Annotated in this window: 21 protein-coding genes and 1 riboswitch; of the genes, 13 read left to right on the top strand and 8 right to left on the bottom strand. The window is 70.5% G+C overall.

Annotated elements, in window-relative coordinates; all coding sequences use genetic code 11:
• Nucleotides 1–156 precede the first annotated feature (156 nt).
• Together C1J01_RS32040 and C1J01_RS32045 are read left to right on the top strand one after the other, a co-directional pair.
• Entirely contained in the window at nucleotides 157–459 is a 303-nt protein-coding gene (locus tag C1J01_RS32040) for an ArsR/SmtB family transcription factor (protein ID WP_181449070.1), read from the top strand.
• Entirely contained in the window at nucleotides 449–943 is a 495-nt protein-coding gene (locus tag C1J01_RS32045) for a YbaK/prolyl-tRNA synthetase associated domain-containing protein (RefSeq protein WP_235854807.1), read from the top strand. Before C1J01_RS32040 ends, C1J01_RS32045 begins: the two co-directional genes overlap by 11 nt.
• Here the strand turns inward: C1J01_RS32045 and C1J01_RS32050 are convergent.
• Nucleotides 933–1,757 (bottom strand): universal stress protein, encoded by an 825-nt coding sequence (locus C1J01_RS32050; RefSeq protein ID WP_111182730.1) that lies wholly within the window; start codon nucleotides 1,755–1,757, stop codon nucleotides 933–935. The genes C1J01_RS32045 and C1J01_RS32050 overlap by 11 nt on opposite strands.
• 29 nt (nucleotides 1,758–1,786) lie before the next feature.
• A complete protein-coding gene (locus tag C1J01_RS32055) occupies nucleotides 1,787–2,134 on the bottom strand; it encodes a hypothetical protein (protein WP_235854808.1) in 348 nt (115 codons plus the stop codon).
• A gap of 101 nt (nucleotides 2,135–2,235) precedes the next feature.
• Nucleotides 2,236–2,345, top strand: a riboswitch (TPP riboswitch).
• On the opposite strand from C1J01_RS32055, the gene thiC reads away from it, so the two are divergent.
• Nucleotides 2,338–3,891, top strand: a complete 1,554-nt coding sequence (gene thiC, locus C1J01_RS32060) for a phosphomethylpyrimidine synthase ThiC (RefSeq protein ID WP_111182711.1) — start codon at nucleotides 2,338–2,340, stop codon at nucleotides 3,889–3,891. Its footprint overlaps the riboswitch before it by 8 nt.
• 54 nt (nucleotides 3,892–3,945) lie before the next feature.
• Here thiC and C1J01_RS32065 read toward each other — a convergent pair whose 3' ends face one another.
• Nucleotides 3,946–4,743 (bottom strand): IclR family transcriptional regulator domain-containing protein, encoded by a 798-nt coding sequence (locus C1J01_RS32065; protein WP_220040204.1) that lies wholly within the window; start codon nucleotides 4,741–4,743, stop codon nucleotides 3,946–3,948.
• Nucleotides 4,744–4,956: 213 nt separating this feature from the next.
• Here C1J01_RS32065 and C1J01_RS32070 point away from each other — a divergent pair, with 213 nt between their 5' ends.
• The 5 genes from C1J01_RS32070 to C1J01_RS32090 all read left to right on the top strand — a co-directional run bounded on the left by C1J01_RS32070 (nucleotide 4,957) and on the right by C1J01_RS32090 (nucleotide 10,432).
• Complete coding sequence (locus tag C1J01_RS32070; protein WP_111182713.1) at nucleotides 4,957–6,138, top strand: FAD-dependent oxidoreductase; 1,182 nt, start codon at nucleotides 4,957–4,959, stop codon at nucleotides 6,136–6,138.
• Nucleotides 6,139–6,219: 81 nt separating this feature from the next.
• Complete coding sequence (locus C1J01_RS32075) at nucleotides 6,220–7,731, top strand: tripartite tricarboxylate transporter permease (RefSeq protein WP_111182714.1); 1,512 nt, start codon at nucleotides 6,220–6,222, stop codon at nucleotides 7,729–7,731.
• Nucleotides 7,728–8,315, top strand: a complete 588-nt coding sequence (locus C1J01_RS32080) for a tripartite tricarboxylate transporter TctB family protein (protein WP_111182715.1) — start codon at nucleotides 7,728–7,730, stop codon at nucleotides 8,313–8,315. The genes C1J01_RS32075 and C1J01_RS32080 overlap by 4 nt, the downstream gene beginning before the upstream one ends.
• A 56-nt stretch (nucleotides 8,316–8,371) precedes the next feature.
• A complete protein-coding gene (locus C1J01_RS32085) occupies nucleotides 8,372–9,388 on the top strand; it encodes a tripartite tricarboxylate transporter substrate-binding protein (RefSeq protein ID WP_181449072.1) in 1,017 nt (338 codons plus the stop codon).
• Nucleotides 9,389–9,427: 39 nt separating this feature from the next.
• Nucleotides 9,428–10,432, top strand: coding sequence for a PhnD/SsuA/transferrin family substrate-binding protein (locus tag C1J01_RS32090; RefSeq protein ID WP_111182717.1), 1,005 nt, complete (start codon nucleotides 9,428–9,430; stop codon nucleotides 10,430–10,432).
• 4 nt (nucleotides 10,433–10,436) lie between these two features.
• Here the strand turns inward: C1J01_RS32090 and C1J01_RS32095 are convergent, their stop codons facing one another.
• The 5 genes from C1J01_RS32095 to C1J01_RS32115 are packed head-to-tail and all read right to left on the bottom strand — an operon-like array spanning nucleotide 10,437 to nucleotide 14,905.
• Complete coding sequence (locus C1J01_RS32095) at nucleotides 10,437–11,288, bottom strand: SDR family oxidoreductase (protein WP_111182718.1); 852 nt, start codon at nucleotides 11,286–11,288, stop codon at nucleotides 10,437–10,439.
• A gap of 39 nt (nucleotides 11,289–11,327) precedes the next feature.
• Complete coding sequence (locus C1J01_RS32100; protein ID WP_235854809.1) at nucleotides 11,328–12,284, bottom strand: glycine betaine ABC transporter substrate-binding protein; 957 nt, start codon at nucleotides 12,282–12,284, stop codon at nucleotides 11,328–11,330.
• Nucleotides 12,281–13,054 carry an ABC transporter permease gene (locus tag C1J01_RS32105; protein WP_111182720.1) on the bottom strand — a complete coding sequence of 258 codons (774 nt, stop codon included), beginning with the start codon at nucleotides 13,052–13,054 and terminating at the stop codon, nucleotides 12,281–12,283. The genes C1J01_RS32100 and C1J01_RS32105 overlap by 4 nt, the downstream gene beginning before the upstream one ends.
• The gene (locus tag C1J01_RS32110; RefSeq protein WP_111182721.1) at nucleotides 13,051–14,235 is read right to left on the bottom strand and encodes an ABC transporter ATP-binding protein; all 1,185 of its coding nucleotides are present in this window, start codon (nucleotides 14,233–14,235) and stop codon (nucleotides 13,051–13,053) included. The genes C1J01_RS32105 and C1J01_RS32110 overlap by 4 nt, the downstream gene beginning before the upstream one ends.
• Nucleotides 14,228–14,905: an ABC transporter permease gene (locus C1J01_RS32115; protein WP_111182722.1), complete on the bottom strand. Its 678-nt coding sequence runs from the start codon at nucleotides 14,903–14,905 to the stop codon at nucleotides 14,228–14,230. Before C1J01_RS32115 ends, C1J01_RS32110 begins: the two co-directional genes overlap by 8 nt.
• A gap of 229 nt (nucleotides 14,906–15,134) precedes the next feature.
• Between C1J01_RS32115 and C1J01_RS32120 the strand changes: the two genes are divergently transcribed.
• The 5 genes from C1J01_RS32120 (at nucleotide 15,135) to C1J01_RS32140 (ending at nucleotide 19,132) form a co-directional block, all read left to right on the top strand.
• Nucleotides 15,135–15,521: a hypothetical protein gene (locus C1J01_RS32120; RefSeq protein WP_146615795.1), complete on the top strand. Its 387-nt coding sequence runs from the start codon at nucleotides 15,135–15,137 to the stop codon at nucleotides 15,519–15,521.
• A gap of 18 nt (nucleotides 15,522–15,539) precedes the next feature.
• Nucleotides 15,540–16,943: a sensor histidine kinase gene (locus tag C1J01_RS32125; RefSeq protein WP_111182724.1), complete on the top strand. Its 1,404-nt coding sequence runs from the start codon at nucleotides 15,540–15,542 to the stop codon at nucleotides 16,941–16,943.
• Nucleotides 16,940–17,602: a response regulator transcription factor gene (locus tag C1J01_RS32130; protein WP_111182725.1), complete on the top strand. Its 663-nt coding sequence runs from the start codon at nucleotides 16,940–16,942 to the stop codon at nucleotides 17,600–17,602. The genes C1J01_RS32125 and C1J01_RS32130 overlap by 4 nt, the downstream gene beginning before the upstream one ends.
• Nucleotides 17,603–17,672: 70 nt before the next feature.
• Entirely contained in the window at nucleotides 17,673–18,230 is a 558-nt protein-coding gene (locus C1J01_RS32135) for a DUF4956 domain-containing protein (RefSeq protein ID WP_111182726.1), read from the top strand.
• Nucleotides 18,227–19,132, top strand: a complete 906-nt coding sequence (locus C1J01_RS32140; RefSeq protein ID WP_111182727.1) for a polyphosphate polymerase domain-containing protein — start codon at nucleotides 18,227–18,229, stop codon at nucleotides 19,130–19,132. Before C1J01_RS32135 ends, C1J01_RS32140 begins: the two co-directional genes overlap by 4 nt.
• The last annotated feature ends 31 nt before the right edge of the window (nucleotides 19,133–19,163 follow it).

Genomic DNA, 19,163 nt, shown 5'->3' on the forward strand with positions numbered 1-19,163 from the left:
AGATGAGTATAAGAGACAGCAGCTGGCGTTCCGGGGGCAGGGGTTCGTGCTGGTGCAGGCCAGCGAGGGGCCTCCTGTCGTGCAGGCGTCTTCCTGACCTGGCGGGACACGGGGTCCGCGCTGGACAGGTAATTAGCTAATTGCCATAATGCCTTGGTGCTGGACGTCGACCTGGTCAAGGCGTTGGCCAATGACAAGCGGCTGCAGATCCTGGAATGGCTGCGCGATCCCGCGAGCCACTTCCCGCCGCAGCGCGAGGGCGATCTCGTACGCGACGGTGTCTGCTCGCTGTTCATCGCCGAGAAGCTGGGAGTGAGCCAGCCGACCTGCGGCGAGCATCTCAAGGTGCTCGCGAAGGCGGGCCTGATCCGCGGCAGGAAGATCAAACAATGGGTGTTCTACCGGCGCGACGAGGACCGGATCGCCGCTGTGAAGGAGTTGCTGAGCAGTGACTGGTGAGCCGTACGCCGCCTACGAGCGGCTGATCGCCGACATGGACGCGGCAGGGGCGCGCTACCGGCTGATCGACCACGCTCCCGAGGGGCGTACGGACGAGGTCAGCGCGTTGCGCGGGCACGACGTGTCGCAGGCGGCCAAGTGCCTGATCGTGATGGTCAAGATCGGCAAGAAGCAGACCCGTCACGTGCTGGCCGTCGTCCCGGGTGATGCCCGGCTCGACCTGCAGGCCGTCAAGGGGCTGCTCGACGGCACGTACGTCGGCTTCGCCGGCAAGGAGAAGGCCGAGGAGCTGGCGGGGAGCGTGAGCGGGACGGTGCTGCCGTTCAGCTACGACCCGCGGCTGGAGCTGGTCGCCGACCCGTCGCTGCTGGAGCGGCCCGAGCTGTACTTCAACGCCGCCCGCCTCGACCGCTCCGTGGCGCTGGCCACGGACGACTACGTACGGCTGGCCGAGCCGCGCATCGCCCCCATCGTCATGAACTAGCGCGCACCACGGCCAGCGGGCAGGGCGTGTGGTGCAGCAGGGCCTGGCTGATCGAGCCGAGCAGCATGCCCGCGAGCTGCCCGTGCCCGCGCGAGCCGACGACCAGCAGGTCCGCGCCCGTGGCGGCCTCCTTCAGCACCTCCAGCGGATGCCCGTGCACGACCTCGGGCACCACGTCGACCGCGGGGTGCCGGTCACGGTGGCCGGCCAGCCGGTCCTTCAGCAGGTCCAGGGCGTCCTGTTCGCTGTCGCGGTCGGCGGGTTCGAAGCCGGAGGGGCGGGGCCAGGCCCAGGCGTACACGACCCGCAGCCGCGCCCCCCGCAGCCCGGCTTCGCGGAAGGCGAACTCGATCGCGCGCTCGGCGCCGGGGGAGTTGTCGGTCCCGGCCACGATCTCGCCGCGTGGGACGGCCGGCTGGTGGTGGACGAGGACGACGTTCGTACGGGCGTGCGTGGCGACGCCGTGCGCGGCCGAGCCGATGAGCAGCCCGCGCACGCCGCCGACGCCGCGGTTGCCGACGACCAGCAGCTCGGCGCGTTCCGACGCCTTGACCAGGGCCGAACGGGGGTCGCCCGGCAGCAGCACCCCCTCCACGCTGACCTGCGGCCACTCACGGCGGGCGCGGTCCTGCGCCGCCGTGAGCACGGTGTGGGCGGAGTCGCGCATCCACCGCGCCACCTCGGCGTAGTGGGGAGCCTCCTGCTCGCACAGCCACTTCGGCACGGCGTAGGCGACGGTGAGCGGCACCCCCCGCAGTTTCGCCTCGGTGGCGGCCCAGCCGGCGGCCTCCAGGCCGGTGCGGGAGCCGTCCACGCCCACGATGATCAACCGATGTCAGCCCCTCACGATCGCGCGTAGCACTCCACTTCGGCGCGGCGGAGGGACAGCCCCTGCTCGGTGGACTCGCGCACGCATTGTCGCTCGGCCTTGCTGAGCCGGAGCTCGCCGCACACGGCCACGCCGGCGTACGCGCGGCAGTCGAGCGCCGTGTCCTCGTTGCCGACGCGGTACGTCCGCCTGACCTCCGCGCGGCACTTCGCGGGCCCGGTGCCGGCGTAGCGACACTGAGCGATCAGGGTGTCGTACTGTTCCTGGCTCACTTCACGCTTGCCGCTACCGTCTCCACCGGCTGCGGTGGCGCCGACCGCGGCCAGCACCACGAGTCCGGCGACAGCGACGATCATCTTCATAGTCCCCCCGAACTGGTCCGTACCGCCCAGGGGGCTCACCAAACATCAATTCACACAAACACACCATGTTTCAGGCGATGTGGGGCGTGGGTACGATCATCGCCGTCCAACGCGGGAGCCCTGCACACGGGCTGAGAGGACGGCTCAGAGCCGCCGACCGCCAGAACCTGCTCCGGGTAATGCCGGCGAAGGGAGTTTGCGCGATGACTGACGCGCCCCAGCCCCGATTCTCCAAGATCTACACCGGTGACCTCCGCGTGCCGATGCGGCAGGTGCACCTGTCCAACGGATCGGCTGTGACGCTGTACGACACCTCGGGCCCGTACACCGACCCCTCGTACGAGCCCGACCTGCGGCGTGGACTGCCGCGCCTGCGTGAGCGGTGGGTCGCCGAGCGCCGCGAGAAGGGAGAGCCGGTCACCCAGGTCGGCTGCGCCCGGCGCGGGATCGTGACCAAGGAGATGGAGTTCATCGCCGTGCGCGAGGGGGTCACCCCCGAGTTCGTCCGGCAGGAGGTGGCGGCCGGACGGGCCATCATCCCCGCGAACGTCAACCACCCCGAGTCCGAGCCGATGATCATCGGCAGGAACTTCCTCGTCAAGATCAACGCCAACATCGGCAACTCCGCCGTGACCTCCTCCATCGAGGAGGAGGTCGAGAAGATGACCTGGGCCACCCGGTGGGGCGCCGACACGATCATGGACCTGTCCACCGGCGACGACATCCACGAGACCCGCGAGTGGATCCTGCGCAACTCGCCGGTCCCGGTCGGGACCGTGCCGATCTACCAGGCCCTGGAGAAGGTCAAGGGCCGCCCCGAGGCGCTGTCGTGGGAGGTCTACCGCGACACCCTGATCGAGCAGTGCGAGCAGGGCGTCGACTACGTGACCGTGCACGCGGGCGTGCGGCTGTCGTACGTGCCGCTCACCGCCGGCCGCAAGACCGGCATCGTCTCGCGCGGGGGCTCGATCATGGCCGCCTGGTGCCTGGCGCACCACCGTGAGAGCTTCCTGTACGAGAACTTCGCCGAGATGTGCGAGATCCTGGCCCGTTACGACGTGTCGTTCTCGCTCGGCGACGGCCTGCGGCCCGGCTCGATCGCGGACGCCAACGACGAGGCCCAGTTCGCCGAGCTGCGCACGCTCGGCGAGCTGACCACGATCGCGCGCGAGCACGACGTCCAGGTCATGATCGAGGGCCCGGGACACGTGCCCATGCACAAGATCAAGGAGAACGTCGAGCTGCAGCAGGAGCTCTGCGACGACGCACCGTTCTACACCCTCGGCCCGCTCGTGACCGACATCGCCCCGGGCTACGACCACATCACCTCGGGCATCGGGGCCGCCATGATCGGCTGGTTCGGCACCGCGATGCTCTGCTACGTCACCCCGAAGGAGCACCTCGGCCTGCCGGACAAGGACGACGTCAAGACCGGCGTGATCACGTACAAGATCGCCGCTCATGCCGCCGACCTGGCCAAGGGGCACCCGCAGGCCCAGGCGTGGGACGACGCGCTGTCGGACGCGCGGTTCGAGTTCCGCTGGGAGGACCAGTTCGACCTGTCGCTCGACCCTGACACGGCCCGGTCCTTCCACGACGAGACGCTGCCCGCCGCGCCGGCCAAGACGGCCCACTTCTGCTCGATGTGCGGTCCGAAGTTCTGCTCGATGCGCATCAGCCACGAGATCCGCGAGCAGGGGTACGCGGAGAAGGCCGCCGAGTTCCGTCGGCTCGGCGGTCAGATCTACGTCGACTGACCGGGGAACGGGGAGGCCGGCGGCATGCCGGCCTCCCTTTCCTTGCCGGGCAGGTCAGAGCATCCGGCCGAGGCGCGCGGCCTCCCGCCGGATGACGGGGAGGAACTTCTCCCGTACGACGTCGAGGGAGGCGCGGGCGGTGGAGGTGCTGACGCTCATGGCGGCGTGCACCCGCCCGAGGTTGTCGCGGACCGGGACGGCCACGGTGAGCACCCCCGGTTCGAGCTCCTCCTCGGTGACGGCGAACTCCTCGTCGTGCGCGCTCTGGATGCGGGCACGGATCTCGGCGATCGTCGTCGGGGTGTTCGCGGTCGTCGGCCGGGGATGGCAGGTGCGAAGGTAGTCCTCCAGCTCCTGGGGAGGCAGGGATGCCAGCATCACCCGGCCCGTCGAGGAGGCGTAGGCGGGCAGCCGGGCGCCCACCCGCACGCCCGCCGAGACGATGCGGGTGGCCTCGGCCCTGGCGATGAACAGCGCGTGCCCGTCTTCCAGGACGGCGAGCGAGGCGGATTCGTCCAGCTCGTCACGGACGGCGACCAGGCAGGGCTGGGCGAGGGCCGGCAGCGACGAGGTGTTGGCGTAGGAGGCGCTCAGCCGCATCATCCGCGGAGTCGGCCGGAAGTATTTGCCGTCGTAGCTGAGGTAGCCGAGCTCCTCCAGCGTGAGCAGGCACCGCCGCGCCGCCGCGGGGCTGATGCCGGTGGCCGCCGCCGCGCCGCTGACCGTGAGCTGCGGATGGCGGAGGTCGAAGGCCTCGATGATCGCCAGCCCTTTGGCGAGTCCGCCCATGACCTCGCGCCGGCCGGGCTTGCCCGATGCGGGGGGTCCGTCTGCCTGCTCTGCGTCCGACACGTTTTTCGTTATACGAAAAATCCGGATATCCGTCAAACCTTCGACGGTCACTCCGCGGAGTCGCCGCGCCGCCGGACACGTACGCACGGTCCAGTTTTAGCCAAGAGTCAGGCGATTTGAGCGGTTCACACCCATTGACACGCTTTGGTGAGCGGATTAGGTTTTCCGCAATTACCGAAACTTTTTCGCTTAACGAAAAATGAGGAGTGCGTCATGGGTTCGCCCCGGCTTCGGGTGGCGATCGTGGGCGGCGGCATCGGTGGCATGACGACCGCCAACGCCCTCGCGCGGCGTGGCGTCGACGTCACGGTCTTCGAGCAGGCGCCGCAACTGGGAGAGATCGGCGCGGGCGTGCTGATGACGCCCAACAGCGTCCGCCTGCTGGAGCGGATGGACATGGGCCCCGCCCTGGCGGCGGTCGGCGCGCGCATCGGCAAGGGGTCACAGTACTACCGGATGGACGGCACGCCCGTCGCCCCCATCCTGACCACCGACTCCGCCGGCTGGAACGGCATGTACGGCATGCACCGGGCCGACCTGCTCGCCGTACTGGCGAACGGGCTTCCCGAGGACGTCGTCCGCACCGGCCACCGCTGCGTCGGCTTCGAGCAGGACGCCGGCGCCGCCCGGCTGACCTTCGACAACGGCGAGTCGGCGGAGGCCGACGTGGTCATCGCGGCCGACGGGATCCATTCGGTGCTCCAGCACCACGTGGTTCCGCCCGCCAGCCCGGTGCACTCGGGCTCGGTGGCCTACCGCGGGCTGATCCTGAGGTCGCGGGTGCCCTTCTGGGCGAGCGGGATCTCCCAGCTCTGGATGGGGGAGGGCAAGCACTTCCTCGTCTATCCGGTGCGCTCCGGCGAGCTGATCAACTACGTCGGGTTCGTCCCCAGCGACGAGCAGACCACGGAGTCCTGGTCCGCGCCCGGCGACCCGGCCGCGCTCGCCGCCGCGTTCGCCGGCTGGGACGACCGCATCGGGCGGCTGCTGGCGGAAGTGGAGCAGACGTTCTGGTGGGGCCTGTACGACCGCGAGCCCCTGGACTCGTGGACCAACGGCAGACTGGCGCTCCTCGGCGACGCCGCCCACCCGATGCTCCCGCACCTCGGCCAGGGAGCGAACCAGGCGATGGAGGACGCGGTGGCCGTCGCGGTGCTGCTGTCGGAGGCCGACCGGGACAGCGCTTCCCAGGCCCTGGCCGACTACGAGCGGCTCCGGCTGGGCCGCGTCGCCGAGGTCCAGCGCGGCGCCCGGGCGAACGGGCAGCGCTACGACTCCGCCTACGACGACCTCGACCAGCGCGACGCCGAGATCAGCGGCTCCGTCACCTTCCGGTCCTGGCTCTACGACCACGACATCGAGGCCGAGGCCGGCAAGCTCGTCGCCGCACGCTAGCCCCGACCGGCCGGGCACGACAGGGCATCCCCTCGGCCTCGACCGCGATCACTCCCCAGAACACATGACATCGGAGGACCAATGGGTGATGCCATTGTCGAAAGCCTGACACAGGTGTTCTCCTTCCAGAGCCTCGTGCTGATGCTGGTCGGCGTCGTGGTGGGCTTCGCGGTCGGGATCCTGCCCGGCCTCGGCGGCGCCGTGACGCTGGCCCTGATGCTGCCGTTCACGACGGGCATGGAGCCGGTTCAGGCGTTCGCCTTCCTGCTCGGCATGTTGTCGGTCACCGCCACGGCCGGTGACATCACCTCCGTTCTCTTCGGGATCCCCGGCGAGGCGACCTCCGCCGCGACGGTTCTCGACGGGCATCCCCTGACCAAGCGCGGGCAGGCCGGCCGGGCGCTGGGGGCGGTGCTCTCCGCCGCGTCCCTCGGCTCGGCGATCGGCGCGGTGGTGCTGGTGCTCGCCATCCCCGTGGTGCGTCCCCTGGTGCTCTCCTTCGGCCCCGCGGAGTTCTTCGCGCTGACCATGCTGGGCCTGACCTTCGTGGTGGCGCTGTCCAGCGGGAACATGCTCAAGGGCTTCATCATGGCGATCTTCGGCGTGCTGGTGGCCATGGTGGGCATCGACCCGCAGGAAGGCGTCCCGCGCTACGCCTTCGGCGAGCTGTACCTGTGGGGCGGGATCGGCCTGGTCCCGCTGGTCGTCGGCCTGTTCGGCGGAGCCGAGGTGCTGCAGCTGATGCTGAGCAAGCAGAGCATCGCCCGCGAGGACGTGGCGGCGCGCGACTTCAGCGGCATCGGGCAGGGGGTCAGGGAGACCTTCGCCCACTGGTGGCTGGTCATCCGGTCCAGCGCGATCGGCGTCGGGGTCGGCATGGTGCCGGGCGTCGGCGGCTCGGTGGCGCAGTTCCTCGCCTACGGCCACGCGCAGCAGACGTCCAAGCATCCCGAGGAGTTCGGCAAGGGGTCGATCGAGGGCGTCATCGCGGCCGGCGCGGTGAACGCCAAGGAGAGCGGGTCGCTCATCCCCACCGTCTCCTTCGGCATCCCGAGCGGCGCGGCCAGCGCGGTGCTGCTCAGCGCCTTCCTCATCGTGGGCCTGGACCCGGGCCCCGACATGCTGACGAAGCACCTGCCCGTGACGCTGTCGATGGCGTGGGTGGTCATCCTGGCGAACTTCGTCGCCGTCGCGGTCAGCTTCCTGCTGATCCGCCCGCTGGCCCGGCTGACCCACATCCGCGGCACGTACATCGTGCCGGTGCTGATCATGTTGCTCGTGGTCGGCGCCTACACGGCGAGCAACAACTTCGCCGACGTGCTGGTGATGCTGGCGGCCTCCGCGTTCGGCGTGGTCTGCGTCCGGTGGAACTGGCCGAGGGTGCCGTTCCTGCTGGCGGTGGTCCTGGGCTCCATCGCCGAGCGCTACCTGTTCCTCTCCTACTCGCTCTACGGGCTCGAGTGGCTGACCCGGCCGCCGGTCCTGATCATCGCGTTGATCATCATCCTGACCGTGGTCCGGCCCCTGCTGCGCAACGCCCTACGGCGGCGCGCGGAGCAGGACACGCCCCAGAAGACGGGAGCCCGCTCATGACGCTCTCCTCCCACAGGCGGAATGCCCCGGCGAACCCCGGCGGCACGGTCTCAGCGCCGGGCACCGCGCCGCCCGGCCGTGACGCCGGACCGGTGGCCGACATCGTCATCACCTGCGTGCTGGGCGTGATCTTCGTCGGCGGTTTCCTGCTGGCCCTGCAGTGGGGGTTCCGCGCCTCGCTGGTCCCGTCCCTCGCCTGCGGACTGGGCGTGGTGCTGAGTCTGGGTCACCTGGCCGTGCTGCTCGTCCGCCGGACGAGGGCGGCGGGCGGGGATCCCGTGCGCCATGAGCAGGCGCATGAGGAGGCGGAGGCGGACCTGCCGCAGGACGCGGAGTACGTCTTCGCCACCGCCGGGGCCGCCGCCTGGCGGAGCAATCTGGCCTGGCTGGCGGGCTTCTTCGTCGTGCTGTACATCGCCGGCCTCATCCCGGCGGCCGTCCTCTTCACGGCCGCGTACCTGAAGAAGGGCGCCGGCGCGTCCTGGCCGCTGGCGCTGGGGTACGCGGTCGTCCTCGGGCTGCTGCTCTGGCTGGTGTTCGTGCTCCTGCTCGCCATCCCGATGCCGGAAGGGCTGTTCTCGTGATGCCCGGCGTGAACGAGGCGCCAGGACGCGCCACCGCACCCGCGAGGAGGAGTCACATGACCCGGCGCCTCAGCAGGGCCGCCGCCGCTCTCGGCGCTCTCGGCCTGGCCGCCGCGTGCGGCGGGGCCGACGCGGCGGTGCCCCCCGCCGAGTTCTACGCGGGCGAGACCATCGAGTTCGTCGTTCCGTACGAACCGGGCGGCGGCTACGACCTGTACGCCCGGGACATCGCCCCCTACCTCGCCAAATGCACGAAGAGCAAGGTGAGGGTGCTGAACGAGCCGGGGGCGGGCGGGCTGCTCGCGACGTCGCAGACCGCGGTGGCTAAGCCGGACGGCCTGCGGGTGGAGATCGTCAACACCATCGGCGTGGTCAGCGCCCAGGTGGGGCGGGTCGAGGGGCTGAACTTCGACCTGGCGGACTTCTCCTGGCTGGCCCGGCTGTCCACCGAGCCCAACATCGTGGTGGTCGCCGCGGACAGCCGCTTCAAGACCTTCGACGACATGCTGCGCAGCAAGGAGCCGGTGAAGTTCGTCTCGACCGGCCCGGGCGCCAACGACTACATCAACCCGCCCCTGCTGTCGAAGATCTACGACTTCCCGGCGGAGGTCATCACCGGCTTCTCCGGCTCAGGGGAGGCGCGGACGGCGATCCTGCGCGGCGACGCGGACGCGCAGGTGATGCCGCTGAACACGGCGCTGAGCGGGATACGCGCCGGCCTCATGCGTCCGGTCCTCGTCATCGGGGAGACCGACGACAAGCACATGGCGGGCGTGGCGAGCGCGGCCGGCATCACGCCGAGGACCCCGCAGCAGCAGGCCATCCTGCGTTCGCTGCTCGACCTGACCGAGACCAGCCGGACCGTGGCGGCCCCGCCCCACCTGGACAAGGGCCGTCTGGAGTATCTTCGCCAGGCGTTCAAGTGCGCGTTGACCGACCCGGGGCTGGTGAGGTCGGGAGCGGAGCAGCAGCGGCCGGTCAGCTATCTGTCCGGAGAGGACACCCGAAACCTGGTGGTGAAGGTGCTGAACGCCGATCCCGCCTTCCAGACCGTCGTCCGGGCCAACTCCTGAGCGGCGTCCCATTCCCATCTCCAAGGAGGAGCTGAACCCATGTCAGACCGACGCCTGTCTCTGGCCATCGCCGACTACGACCGGGTGGCCGCGCTGGCCGACGGTCGCGTGACGATTCCCGGGGTCGAGCTGGACCTGCAGACCCTGGCACCCTCGGAGACCTTCTACCGGATGTTGCACGAGGACGCCTTCGACATCAGCGAGATGTCGTTGTCCAGTTACCTCATCGCCCGCGAGCAGGGCCGCGAGTGGACCGCCATTCCGGTCTTCCCCTATCGCAACGCGTTCCACGTCGCGATCTACGTGCACGAGCGGTCCGGCATCACACGGCCGGAGGAGTTGCGCGGCCGCCGCTTCGGCCTGACGGAGTACCAGGTGACGGCCGCCGTGTGGACGAGGGGCGTCCTCCAGCACGACTTCGGGGTCGATCCCACCGGCGTCGAGTGGTTCGTCGAGCGGACCCCCGAGCTCAGCCACGGCGGCGAGACCGGTTTCCAGCCCGCGCCCGGTGTACGGGTGAGGCCGCTCCCCGAGGGAGAGACCCTGCAGTCGATGCTGGTCGCGGGCGAGCTCGACGCGGTGCTGCCGAGCCCGTACCCCGGCATGGCCTCCCGGCTGAACCGCACCAGCGCCCACGACCTGCGGGTGACCCCGGGCGTGCGGCGGTTGTTCGCCGACCCGTGGGCGGAGGCGCAGCGGATCTACCGCGAGCACGGGTTCCTGCACATGAACCACACCGTCGTGGTGCGCGACGAACACCTGGAGCGTGACCCGGACCTGGCCCTGCACCTCTTCCAGGCGTTCTCGGACGCCAAGCGGGCGGCCTACGACCAGGTGCGCCGCCTGGAGCGCGCCAGCCTGCTGCTCGCCGGACCCCGGCTGGACGAGCAGGCGGAGATCTTCGGCGACGACCCGTTCCCCTACGGGTTCACCGGGACCGCCGCGGCGCTGCGGACCCTGGCCGGCTACTCCCACGAGCAGGGGCTGATCCGGGCACTCCCCACGGTCGAGGACCTGTTCGCGGCCACCACGCTGGGCACCTGACCGGTCATCCGGGCAAAGTCTCGCCGCCGATCGGGGCGAGCACCTCGCCCGTGTAGTACGACGACATCAGCTCGGAGGCGAAGAAGACGTACGAAGGGGCGATCTCGTCCGGGTCGGCGGGTCGCCCCATCGGCACGTGCTCGCCGAACTTGCCGACCTTCTCCTCGGGCATGGTCGCCGGGATCAACGGCGTCCACACCGGGCCCGGCGCCACGGCGTTGATCCGGATGCCGCGTTCGACCAGGTTCTGGGCCATGGAGTAGGTGAAGGCGTTGATGGCGCCCTTCGTGGCGGCGTAGTCGATGAGCGACTTGTTGCCGCGCAGGCCGTTGATCGAGGAGGTGTTGATGATCGAGCCGCCCTCCCGCATGTGGGGCAGGGCGGCCTTGGTCACGCGGAAGTAGCTGTGGATGTTGACCGCGAACGTGTGCTCCCACTGCTCGTCGGTCAGCTCCTCCAGGCCGCTCACCGGCTCCTGGTAGGCCACGTTGTTGACCAGCACGTCCAGGCCGCCCAGCTCGGCGACGGTCTGCTCGACGACCGAGGCGCAGTGGGCGCGGTCGCCCAGGTCGCCGGGGAGCAGCACGCAGCGCCGGCCGGCCTGCTCGACCAGCTTGCGGGTGTGCGCGGCGTCCTCGTGCTCGCTCAGGTACGCGATCGCGACGTCGGCGCCCTCCTTGGCGAAGGCCACGGCGACCGCCCTGCCGATGCCCGAGTCGCCGCCGGTGATCAGGGCCTTCTTGTCCTGCAGCAGGCCCCTGCCCTGGTAGGCGCGCATCTCGTCGCGCGGCTCGGGGGCCATCTCCCCGGTCCGACCCGGGTACGGCTGCTTCTGCGGTGGTGGTGTCTCCGACATATCAGGCGGCCTGCCCGTGACCGGGTATGGCTAACTCCATCACCTGACGAAACCCTCGGCTCTGAGCCAGTCGCGGGCGACCAGGGCGGGCACGTCGCCGTCCACGTCCACCCGGGCGTTGAGGTCGCGCATCACCTGGTCGGTCAGCTTGGCGCTGATGGGCGCGAAGATCCGCGCGATGTCCGGGTGGGCGTCGGCGAGCTGGCGCCGCATGGTCACCGACGCGTTGTAGAGGGGGAAGAACTTCTTGTCGTCCTGAAGGAGCGTCAGGCCGAGCGCCTCGACCCGGCCGTCCGTCGTGGTCACCATGCCGAGGGCGCACCTGTCGCTCGCGACGGAGTCGTACAGCACGCCGACCGACACCCGGCGCACGCCCTGCCGGGGGATGTCGGCGCCGTAGCGCAGGCCGTAGGCGCGCAGCATGCCGAGGAACCCGTCGTCCCTGCCGAAGGTCTCGTGGTCGACGCAGAACGTACGCTGCCCGACCGGGATCTTCCTGATGTCGGAGATCGTCCGCAGGCCCCACCGCCGGGCCGTGGCGCGGGTGACGCCGACCGCGTAGGTGTTGTTCAGCGGCGCGGGCGGCAGCCAGACGACGCCGTTGCGGCGCAGGTCCAGGTCGCGCACGGCCACGTACTGCCGCCAGGGGTCGGGGATCGGCCGCCGCCGGCCGAGGTAGGTGATCCAGCCGGTGCCGGTGTACTCCCACATCAGGTCGGCGTCGCCGCGGGTCAGGGAGGCGCGGGCGTTCACGCTGCCCTGGACGTTCGTCTGGTCTTCCACGTCGGCGCCCGCGGCCGACAGGGCCAGCACCGCGATCTTGCCGAGCACGAGCTGCTCGGTGAACTCCTTCGACGTCACCCGCACGGTCGTGCCCTCCAGCGAGGCCACCGGCCGGATGCCGGCCGGCTCGACCGGCGGCACGAACGACCCCGCCCGCTCCAGCCCGCACCCTGCCAGGACCAGCACGAGCAGCAGCGCGACGAGCGCTCTCACGACAGTCCTTTCGGGGACAGCAGACGCTGCGCGAGCCCGCCCAGCCAGTCGACGATCAGCGCCAGCACCGCGATCAGCACGCATCCGGTGACCAGGACCAGGTTGCGCTGGGTGCTCACCCCGGCGGTGATGAGGTCGCCGAGCCCGCCCGCGCCGATGAACGCCGCGATGCCGGCCGTGCCGACGTTCAGCACCAGCGTGGTCCTGACGCCCGACAGGATGACCGGCACCGCCATCGGCAGCTCCACCTTGGCCAGCACGCCGGCGGCGGACATGCCGATCCCGCGGCCCGCGTCGACCAGCCGAGGGTCCACCTGTTCGAGCCCGACCATGGTGTTGCGCAGCGTGGGCAGCAGGCTGTAGGCGAACAGCGCCGCCACCGCCGTCCAGAACCCGATCCTGAACAGCACCGCCAGCAGCACGACCATGCCGACCGCGGGGATCGCCTGGCCCAGGTTCGCCAGGGCCAGCGCGTACGGCGTGACCCGGCGCAGCCCCGGCCTGGTGAGGACGATGCCCAGCGGCAGGGCCACCGCCAGCACCAGCACCGTGGAGAAGAACACCAGCAGGACGTGCTCCCAGGTGCGCCGGAGCACGAACGGCAGGTTGAGCGAGCCGCGTTCGATGCCGTCCAGCGGCACCTGCTGGGTGTAGGCGATCATGGCGACGGCCACGGCGAGGTAGCACAGCGGCGGCAGCACGACATGCCAGGAGCGGCCGATCCGCGGCTCCGGGATCGTCTCCCGCTCGGCGGCGGTGGACAGGCTCATCCGCCCTCCTCCCGGCCGAGCCGGACCATGCGGCGCTCCCGTTCCCTGGCCTTGATCGACTGGATGGCGTTCTGCACCGTGGCCAGCGACAGCGCCCCCTCGTACGCCTGGTGCCTGCCGGTCACGGGGACGACGTCGGTGTCGGCGTTGAGCAGCTCCTCCAGGGCGTCCTGCAAGGTCTTCCGACGGCCGATGACGCCGCTGACCTCGTCGCCCACCATGCCGACCGGCCCTTCCCGCCCCTTGAGGTGCGCCGTCGTGACCCAGCGCTGCGGACGCCGCATGCCGTCGAGGATCAGCGCGTACCCCCGGCCGTCGCGCTCGACCGTGGCGAGCACGTCGCGCGCGTCGGCGTCCTCTGCGGCGTACGGCACCTGGTCCAGCTCGATGTCGCCCACCTTGGTCAGGCTCAGCAGCCGCATCGAGGAGCCTGCGCCGAGGAACTGCTCGACGTACTCGTCCGCCGGGTTCGTCAGGATCTCGGCGGGTCTGGCGTACTGCACGATGTGGCCGGGGCGCTGCATGATCGCGATGTGGTCGCCGAGCTTGAGCGCCTCGTCGATGTCGTGGGTGACGAAGACGATCGTCTTGGACAGGTCGTCCTGGAGCCTGAGCAGCTCGTCCTGCAGGCGCTGGCGGCTGATCGGGTCGAGCGCGCCGAACGGCTCGTCCATGAGCAGCACGGGCGGGTCGGCGGCCAGCGCGCGGGCGACGCCGACGCGCTGCTGCTGCCCGCCGGAGAGCCGGCGCGGGAAGGCGTCGCGGAACGTGGCCGGCTCCAGGCCCACCAGCGTGAGCAGCTCGTCGACGCGTTCGGCGATGCGGCGGCGGTCCCAGCCGAGCAGCTTGGGCACCTGCGCGATGTTCGAGGCCACGGTCATGTGCGGGAACAGCCCCGCCTGCTGGATCACGTAGCCGATGTGGCGTCGCAGCAGGTCGGGGTCGATGTCGCGGGAGCTGCGGCCGTCGATGAGGATGTCGCCCGAGGTGGGCTCGATCAACCGGTTGATCATGCGCATGGTGGTCGTCTTGCCGCAGCCGGACGGCCCGACGAGCACCACGATCTCGCCGGCCGCGATGGTGAGGTCGAGCTCCCGCACGGCGGGCGCGCGGCCGCCGGGGAACGCCTTGGTCACCTTCCGCAGCTCGATCGGGACGCCGTGGGTGCTCGGCTCAGCCATGGGCGCTCCTCGCGATCGCGAGCCGCCGCAGCGGTCCGTCGGGCGCCGTGAGCCGGCCGAGCAGCACGTAGCAGGCGTCGAAGAGCAGCGCGAGGACGGCCACCCCGATCGTCCCGGTGAGCGTGGCGTTGACCGCGTTCGCGCCGCCGAGCCTCGCCAGGCCGGAGAAGATCTGCTCGCCGAGCCCCGGCCCGGAGACGTACGCGGCCACCGCGCCGATGCCCATGGCCAGCTGCGTGGAGACCCGGATGCCGGTGAGGATCACCGGCCAGGCCAGCGGCAGCTCGATCCTGGCCAGCGTCCTGCGCCGGCTCATGCCGATGCCGCGCGCGGCGTCCACCAGCAGCGGATCGACGCCGCGCAGGCCGACGACGGTGTTGCGGAGGATGGGCAGCAGCGCGTAGATGACGATCGCGGTCACGCTGGGCGCCACCCCGAGCCCCAGCAGCGGGATCATGAGACCCAGCAGGGCGAGCGACGGGATGGTGAACAGCACGCCCGCCGACGACGTGGCGAACGCCGCCATCCGGGGGCGCCGGTAGGTGGCCACGCCGACGAGCACGCCCAGGACGGCCGCCACCAGGACGCATTGGGCGACCATGCTGGCGTGCTGCGCCGTCTCGAAGAGGATGAGGTCCCAGCGATCCTCGACGTATTCCCACAGATTCATCAACCAGCTAGTAACCGAGTGTGCCGGGCCGAAACCGAAGTACCGGTTTGTCCCTTATGTTGCTCTATTTCCGACAGTTGCCTCGGGTGGTGTCCGGAGCGCCAAGATGAGAGGTTTCTCATCTTGGCCTCAGCGTGGTCTCCTCGAAGGGCGGGAGGGTCGTCCCATGAAACACCGGGCAATGGTGATTCTCCTTGTCCTGGCACTGGCAGTGGCGGGGATCACGGCGATGGGCTTCGTACAGGCCGCCGAGCAGGAGCCCGATCTGGGCGGGCCCGTGGTGGTCACGCCGCGGGCCCAGCTCAGCGGGCAGGCCACGGCCGAGCCGACGCCGAGCGCGGGCGCGAGCGCGCGCTCGGGCGACGGTCCGGCCCGGGCCACGTCCGACACGGGCGGGCCGGGGCAAGAGCCTGGTCAACAGCCGAGCCAGGGGCCGGGGCGCACCGGCGAGCCGTCGGCGACCCCCGGGGCCCCCACGGCCACCCAGGGCGAGCGCGCCGCGACCCGGGAGCCCCGGGCGGAGCCGGTCAATCCGCCGTCGCCCAGACCCGGGGGCGGAGACAACGATGACGATGACGACGATGACGACGACGGAGGCGATGATGACGATGACTGACGGGAAAGGCGCGGGAGGGTGAGTGCCCGCGCCCGGATCGTGGGCTGGATGCTCTCCGTCGTCGGCCTCGCCCTCAGTGTCGCCATCTTCGCCACCTGGTGGGTCCTGTCCGCCAGGCTCGACAACCGGATCAATCTCGAGCTGGAGAACGAGTACGACAAGCTCAAGCGGTACGCCGCCAACGCGCTCGACCCGAGCACGGGGCGCACGGTGACCGACGTCGGCGATCTGCTCTACAACTACCTGCAGGTCAACACGCCTGACAGGTGGGAGACGTTCTTCTCCATCGTCGACGGCAGGGCCCACAAGATGACGTTCGTCACGCCGCCGGTGCCCCTCGACGCCGACCCCCGGCTGGTGGCGGAGATGGCGAAGGCGACCAGGGCCGTCCGCAAGGAGATGGACACCGCCCGCGGAGAGGTCCAGTACGCGGTCTTCCCGGTCACCGTCACCGGCGACCCCCGCACCGGTCACTTCGTCGCGGCGGTCTTCTCCGACCTGCACCGCGACGAGATCGACGACGCCGTGCGCACGCTCATCCTGGCCGCGGCGGGGGCGATGGCCGCGGCGGGCGGCGTGGGGTGGTTCGTGGCGGGCCGGGTGCTGGCGCCGGTCCGGCTGGTCCGCCAGACGGCCGAGCAGATCAGCGACTCCTCCGACCTGACCCGCCGGCTCGACGTGCCGGGCAACGACGACGTGGCGGCGCTCGCGGCGACCTTCAACCACATGCTCGACCGGCTCGAACACGCCTTCGTCGTGCAACGCCACTTCATGGACGACGCCGGCCACGAGCTGCGCACGCCGATCACGGTCATCCGGGGTCACCTGGAGCTCATGGGCGACGACCCCGACGACCGCGCCGAGACCCTCGCGCTGGTCACCGACGAGTTGGACCGGATGAACCGCATCGTCGACGACCTGCTCACCCTCGCCAAGGCCGAACAGCCCGGCTTCCTCAATCTCGACAACGTCGAGCTGGCCGACCTCACGGTCAGCGTGGTGGCCAAGGCCCGCGGGCTGGGCGAGCGCAAGTGGCGGGTCGACGAGGTGGCCGAGGCCCGCCTGCCGGCCGACCGTCAGCGGCTCACGCAGGCCATGATGCAGCTGCTGGCCAACGCCGTGCGCCACACCACCGACGACGACCTGATCGCCGTCGGCTCCGCCGTCCGTGACGGCCGCGTCGACCTGTGGGTCCGCGACAGCGGCCCCGGCGTCCCGCCCGCCGATCGCGAGCGCATCTTCGGGCGTTTCGTCCGCGGCGAAGGCCGCACCAGCGCCCAGGAGGGCGCCGGCCTCGGCCTCGCCATCGTCAAGTCCATCGCCCAGGCCCACGGAGGCACCGTGCAGGTGATGGACGGCCCAGGGGGCGGCGCCTGCTTCGTCATATCCCTCCCGCTGTGGGAGCTCTGGAGGTTGAATTGAACCGGATTCTGATCGCGGAAGACGAGGCCCGCATCGCCTCCTTCGTCGAGAAGGGGCTGCGGGCCAACGGGTTCGTGACGGCCGTGGTCGGTGACGGGGTGGCAGCCTACGACCTGGCCGCCGCGGGCGGGTTCGACCTGTTGATCCTCGACATCGGGCTGCCGCTGAGCGACGGCTTCACGGTGTTGCGGCGGCTGCGCGGATCGATGGTGACCATCCCGGTGATCATCCTGACCGCGCGCGACAGCGTGAGCGACACGGTGGCCGGCCTGGAGGGCGGCGCCGACGACTACATCGCCAAGCCCTTCGCCTTCGAGGAGCTGCTGGCCCGGGTGCGGCTGCGGCTGCGCGCCGACCGCACTCCCGAGGTGACCGTGCTGCGGGTGTCCGACCTGTCGCTGGACCTGCGGACGCGACGGGCGTACGTGGGGGACCGGGCGGTCGACCTGTCGACCCGCGAGTTCGCGCTGGCCGAGATCTTCTGCCGTCATCCCGACCAGGTGCTGACGCGCGAGCAGCTGCTCAGCCACGTGTGGGGCTTCGACTTCGACCCGGGCTCCAACGTGGTCGACGTCTACGTCCGCTACCTGCGGCGCAAGATCGGCGCCGACCGCATCGAGACCGTGAGAGGCACCGGTTATCGCATGAGAGCCGCCTAATCATCAGCTCACGGGCGCTTCACTCCGCACCTTCAAGCTGTTCACAGAAGGCACTACGGAAGGAGCGGTCATGGCGACCGGACTGTTGATGGACCTCGTGGCGATCGTCACCCTCGCCTACGCCCTCTACTATCGGCGGCACCACCGCAGAGACCTGCTGTTCGCCTACATCGCGCTCAACGTCGGGATCTTCGCGGTGGTGTCGCTGCTGCTGGTGCAGCGGGTCGACATCGCCGTCGGCTTCGGGTTGTTCGGAGTCCTGTCGATCATCCGGCTCCGGTCGAGCGAGATCACCCAGCAGGAGATCGCGTACTACTTCGTCGCCATCGCCCTGGGCCTGGTCAACGGCATCGCCGGCGGCACGTGGCCGCTGACCGCGCTGCTGCTCGACGCCATCCTCCTGGTCGTGATGTACGCCGCCGACCATCCCAAGCTGTTCGGCCGCACCCGCCAGCAGATCGTCACCCTCGACGTCGTGCACACCGACCCCGACATGCTGAAGGTCGACCTGGAGAACCGCCTGCGGGCCAAGGTGCTGCACCACGTGGTCACCCAGATCGACTACGTGCGCGACGTGACCGTGGTCGACGTCCGCTACGTGGCCAACGCGCGGGTGGGTGTGCGATGAGCGCCGAGCCGTACGCCGACGTGCTGCTGGCCGGCATCGCCGCCTCGACGCCGGGCGTCGGGCTCGACGAGGTGCCGGAGCTGATGAGCCGGGTCGACCGCAAGTACATCGTGACGACCGCCACCATGACGCGGGTCGCGGCCGAGATGGGCGACCGGTTCCACGTGTTGTGCATCGGAGGGCGGCGGCAGTTCCGCTACACCTCCACCTACTTCGACACCCCCGAGCTGCTCACCTTCCACCAGCACCGCCAGGATCGCCGCCGCCGGTTCAAGCTCCGCACCCGGACGTATCTCGACGGCGGCGGGCAGTGGCTGGAGCTGAAGCTGAGCGGCGCGCGGGGCAGCACCGACAAACACCGCATCCCGTACGACGGGGTGCCCAGCGCGACGCTGACCCCCGAGGCGCTCGACTTCGTCCGCGACACCCTGCTGAGCAGGCTCCACCTCGTCGCGCCCGAGACGCTGGGGCCGGTGCTGGCCACCGACTACAAGCGCGTCACGCTGATCGACCGGGCGGGCGGGGCGCGCGTCACCTGCGACACGGGGCTGGTGTGCCGCGACGGCTACGACAGCAGGCCGGCGCGCGGCGACCTGGTGCTGCTGGAGTCCAAGTCGGTCGACGGCAAGGGGCTGATCGACAAGGTGCTGCGCGGGCTGGGGGTGCGGCCGGTCAGCGTGAGCAAGTACTGCGTCGCGGTCGCGGCGCTCCGGGGCCTGCCCGCCAACCGCTGGCGCCCGGTGCTCCACCGCTATCTCGACCACCGCCCCGGGCGCCGCCGGGCCCATGACGGCCGCTGGATCGAGGTCGGCTGGACGGGCACGGGCCGCCTTCCCGGATCCCGCCCCTGGCCGGAGCGCCGGCTCACGGCGGACTGCCGCCCCGGGCCGGTGGGATCTTAGGCGGTTCGAGGGGATTTCCTGGTCTTGGGGG

Source organism: Nonomuraea aridisoli, assembly GCF_003236395.1.
In the GTDB taxonomy this organism is placed as follows: domain Bacteria; phylum Actinomycetota; class Actinomycetes; order Streptosporangiales; family Streptosporangiaceae; genus Nonomuraea; species Nonomuraea aridisoli.

Excerpts from the sequence above, each read along its gene's own strand:
- C1J01_RS32055 (WP_235854808.1), bottom strand. The coding sequence starts at position 2,134 with ATGAAGATGATCGTCGCTGTCGCCGGACTCGTGGTGCTGGCCGCGGTC.
- thiC (WP_111182711.1), top strand. The coding sequence starts at position 2,338 with ATGACTGACGCGCCCCAGCCCCGATTCTCCAAGATCTACACCGGTGAC.
- C1J01_RS32070 (WP_111182713.1), top strand. The coding sequence starts at position 4,957 with ATGGGTTCGCCCCGGCTTCGGGTGGCGATCGTGGGCGGCGGCATCGGT.
- C1J01_RS32075 (WP_111182714.1), top strand. The coding sequence starts at position 6,220 with ATGGGTGATGCCATTGTCGAAAGCCTGACACAGGTGTTCTCCTTCCAG.
- C1J01_RS32080 (WP_111182715.1), top strand. The coding sequence starts at position 7,728 with ATGACGCTCTCCTCCCACAGGCGGAATGCCCCGGCGAACCCCGGCGGC.
- C1J01_RS32085 (WP_181449072.1), top strand. The coding sequence starts at position 8,372 with ATGACCCGGCGCCTCAGCAGGGCCGCCGCCGCTCTCGGCGCTCTCGGC.
- C1J01_RS32090 (WP_111182717.1), top strand. The coding sequence starts at position 9,428 with ATGTCAGACCGACGCCTGTCTCTGGCCATCGCCGACTACGACCGGGTG.
- C1J01_RS32095 (WP_111182718.1), bottom strand. The coding sequence starts at position 11,288 with ATGTCGGAGACACCACCACCGCAGAAGCAGCCGTACCCGGGTCGGACC.
- C1J01_RS32105 (WP_111182720.1), bottom strand. The coding sequence starts at position 13,054 with ATGAGCCTGTCCACCGCCGCCGAGCGGGAGACGATCCCGGAGCCGCGG.
- C1J01_RS32110 (WP_111182721.1), bottom strand. The coding sequence starts at position 14,235 with ATGGCTGAGCCGAGCACCCACGGCGTCCCGATCGAGCTGCGGAAGGTG.
- C1J01_RS32115 (WP_111182722.1), bottom strand. The coding sequence starts at position 14,905 with ATGAATCTGTGGGAATACGTCGAGGATCGCTGGGACCTCATCCTCTTC.
- C1J01_RS32120 (WP_146615795.1), top strand. The coding sequence starts at position 15,135 with ATGGGCTTCGTACAGGCCGCCGAGCAGGAGCCCGATCTGGGCGGGCCC.
- C1J01_RS32135 (WP_111182726.1), top strand. The coding sequence starts at position 17,673 with ATGGCGACCGGACTGTTGATGGACCTCGTGGCGATCGTCACCCTCGCC.
- C1J01_RS32140 (WP_111182727.1), top strand. The coding sequence starts at position 18,227 with ATGAGCGCCGAGCCGTACGCCGACGTGCTGCTGGCCGGCATCGCCGCC.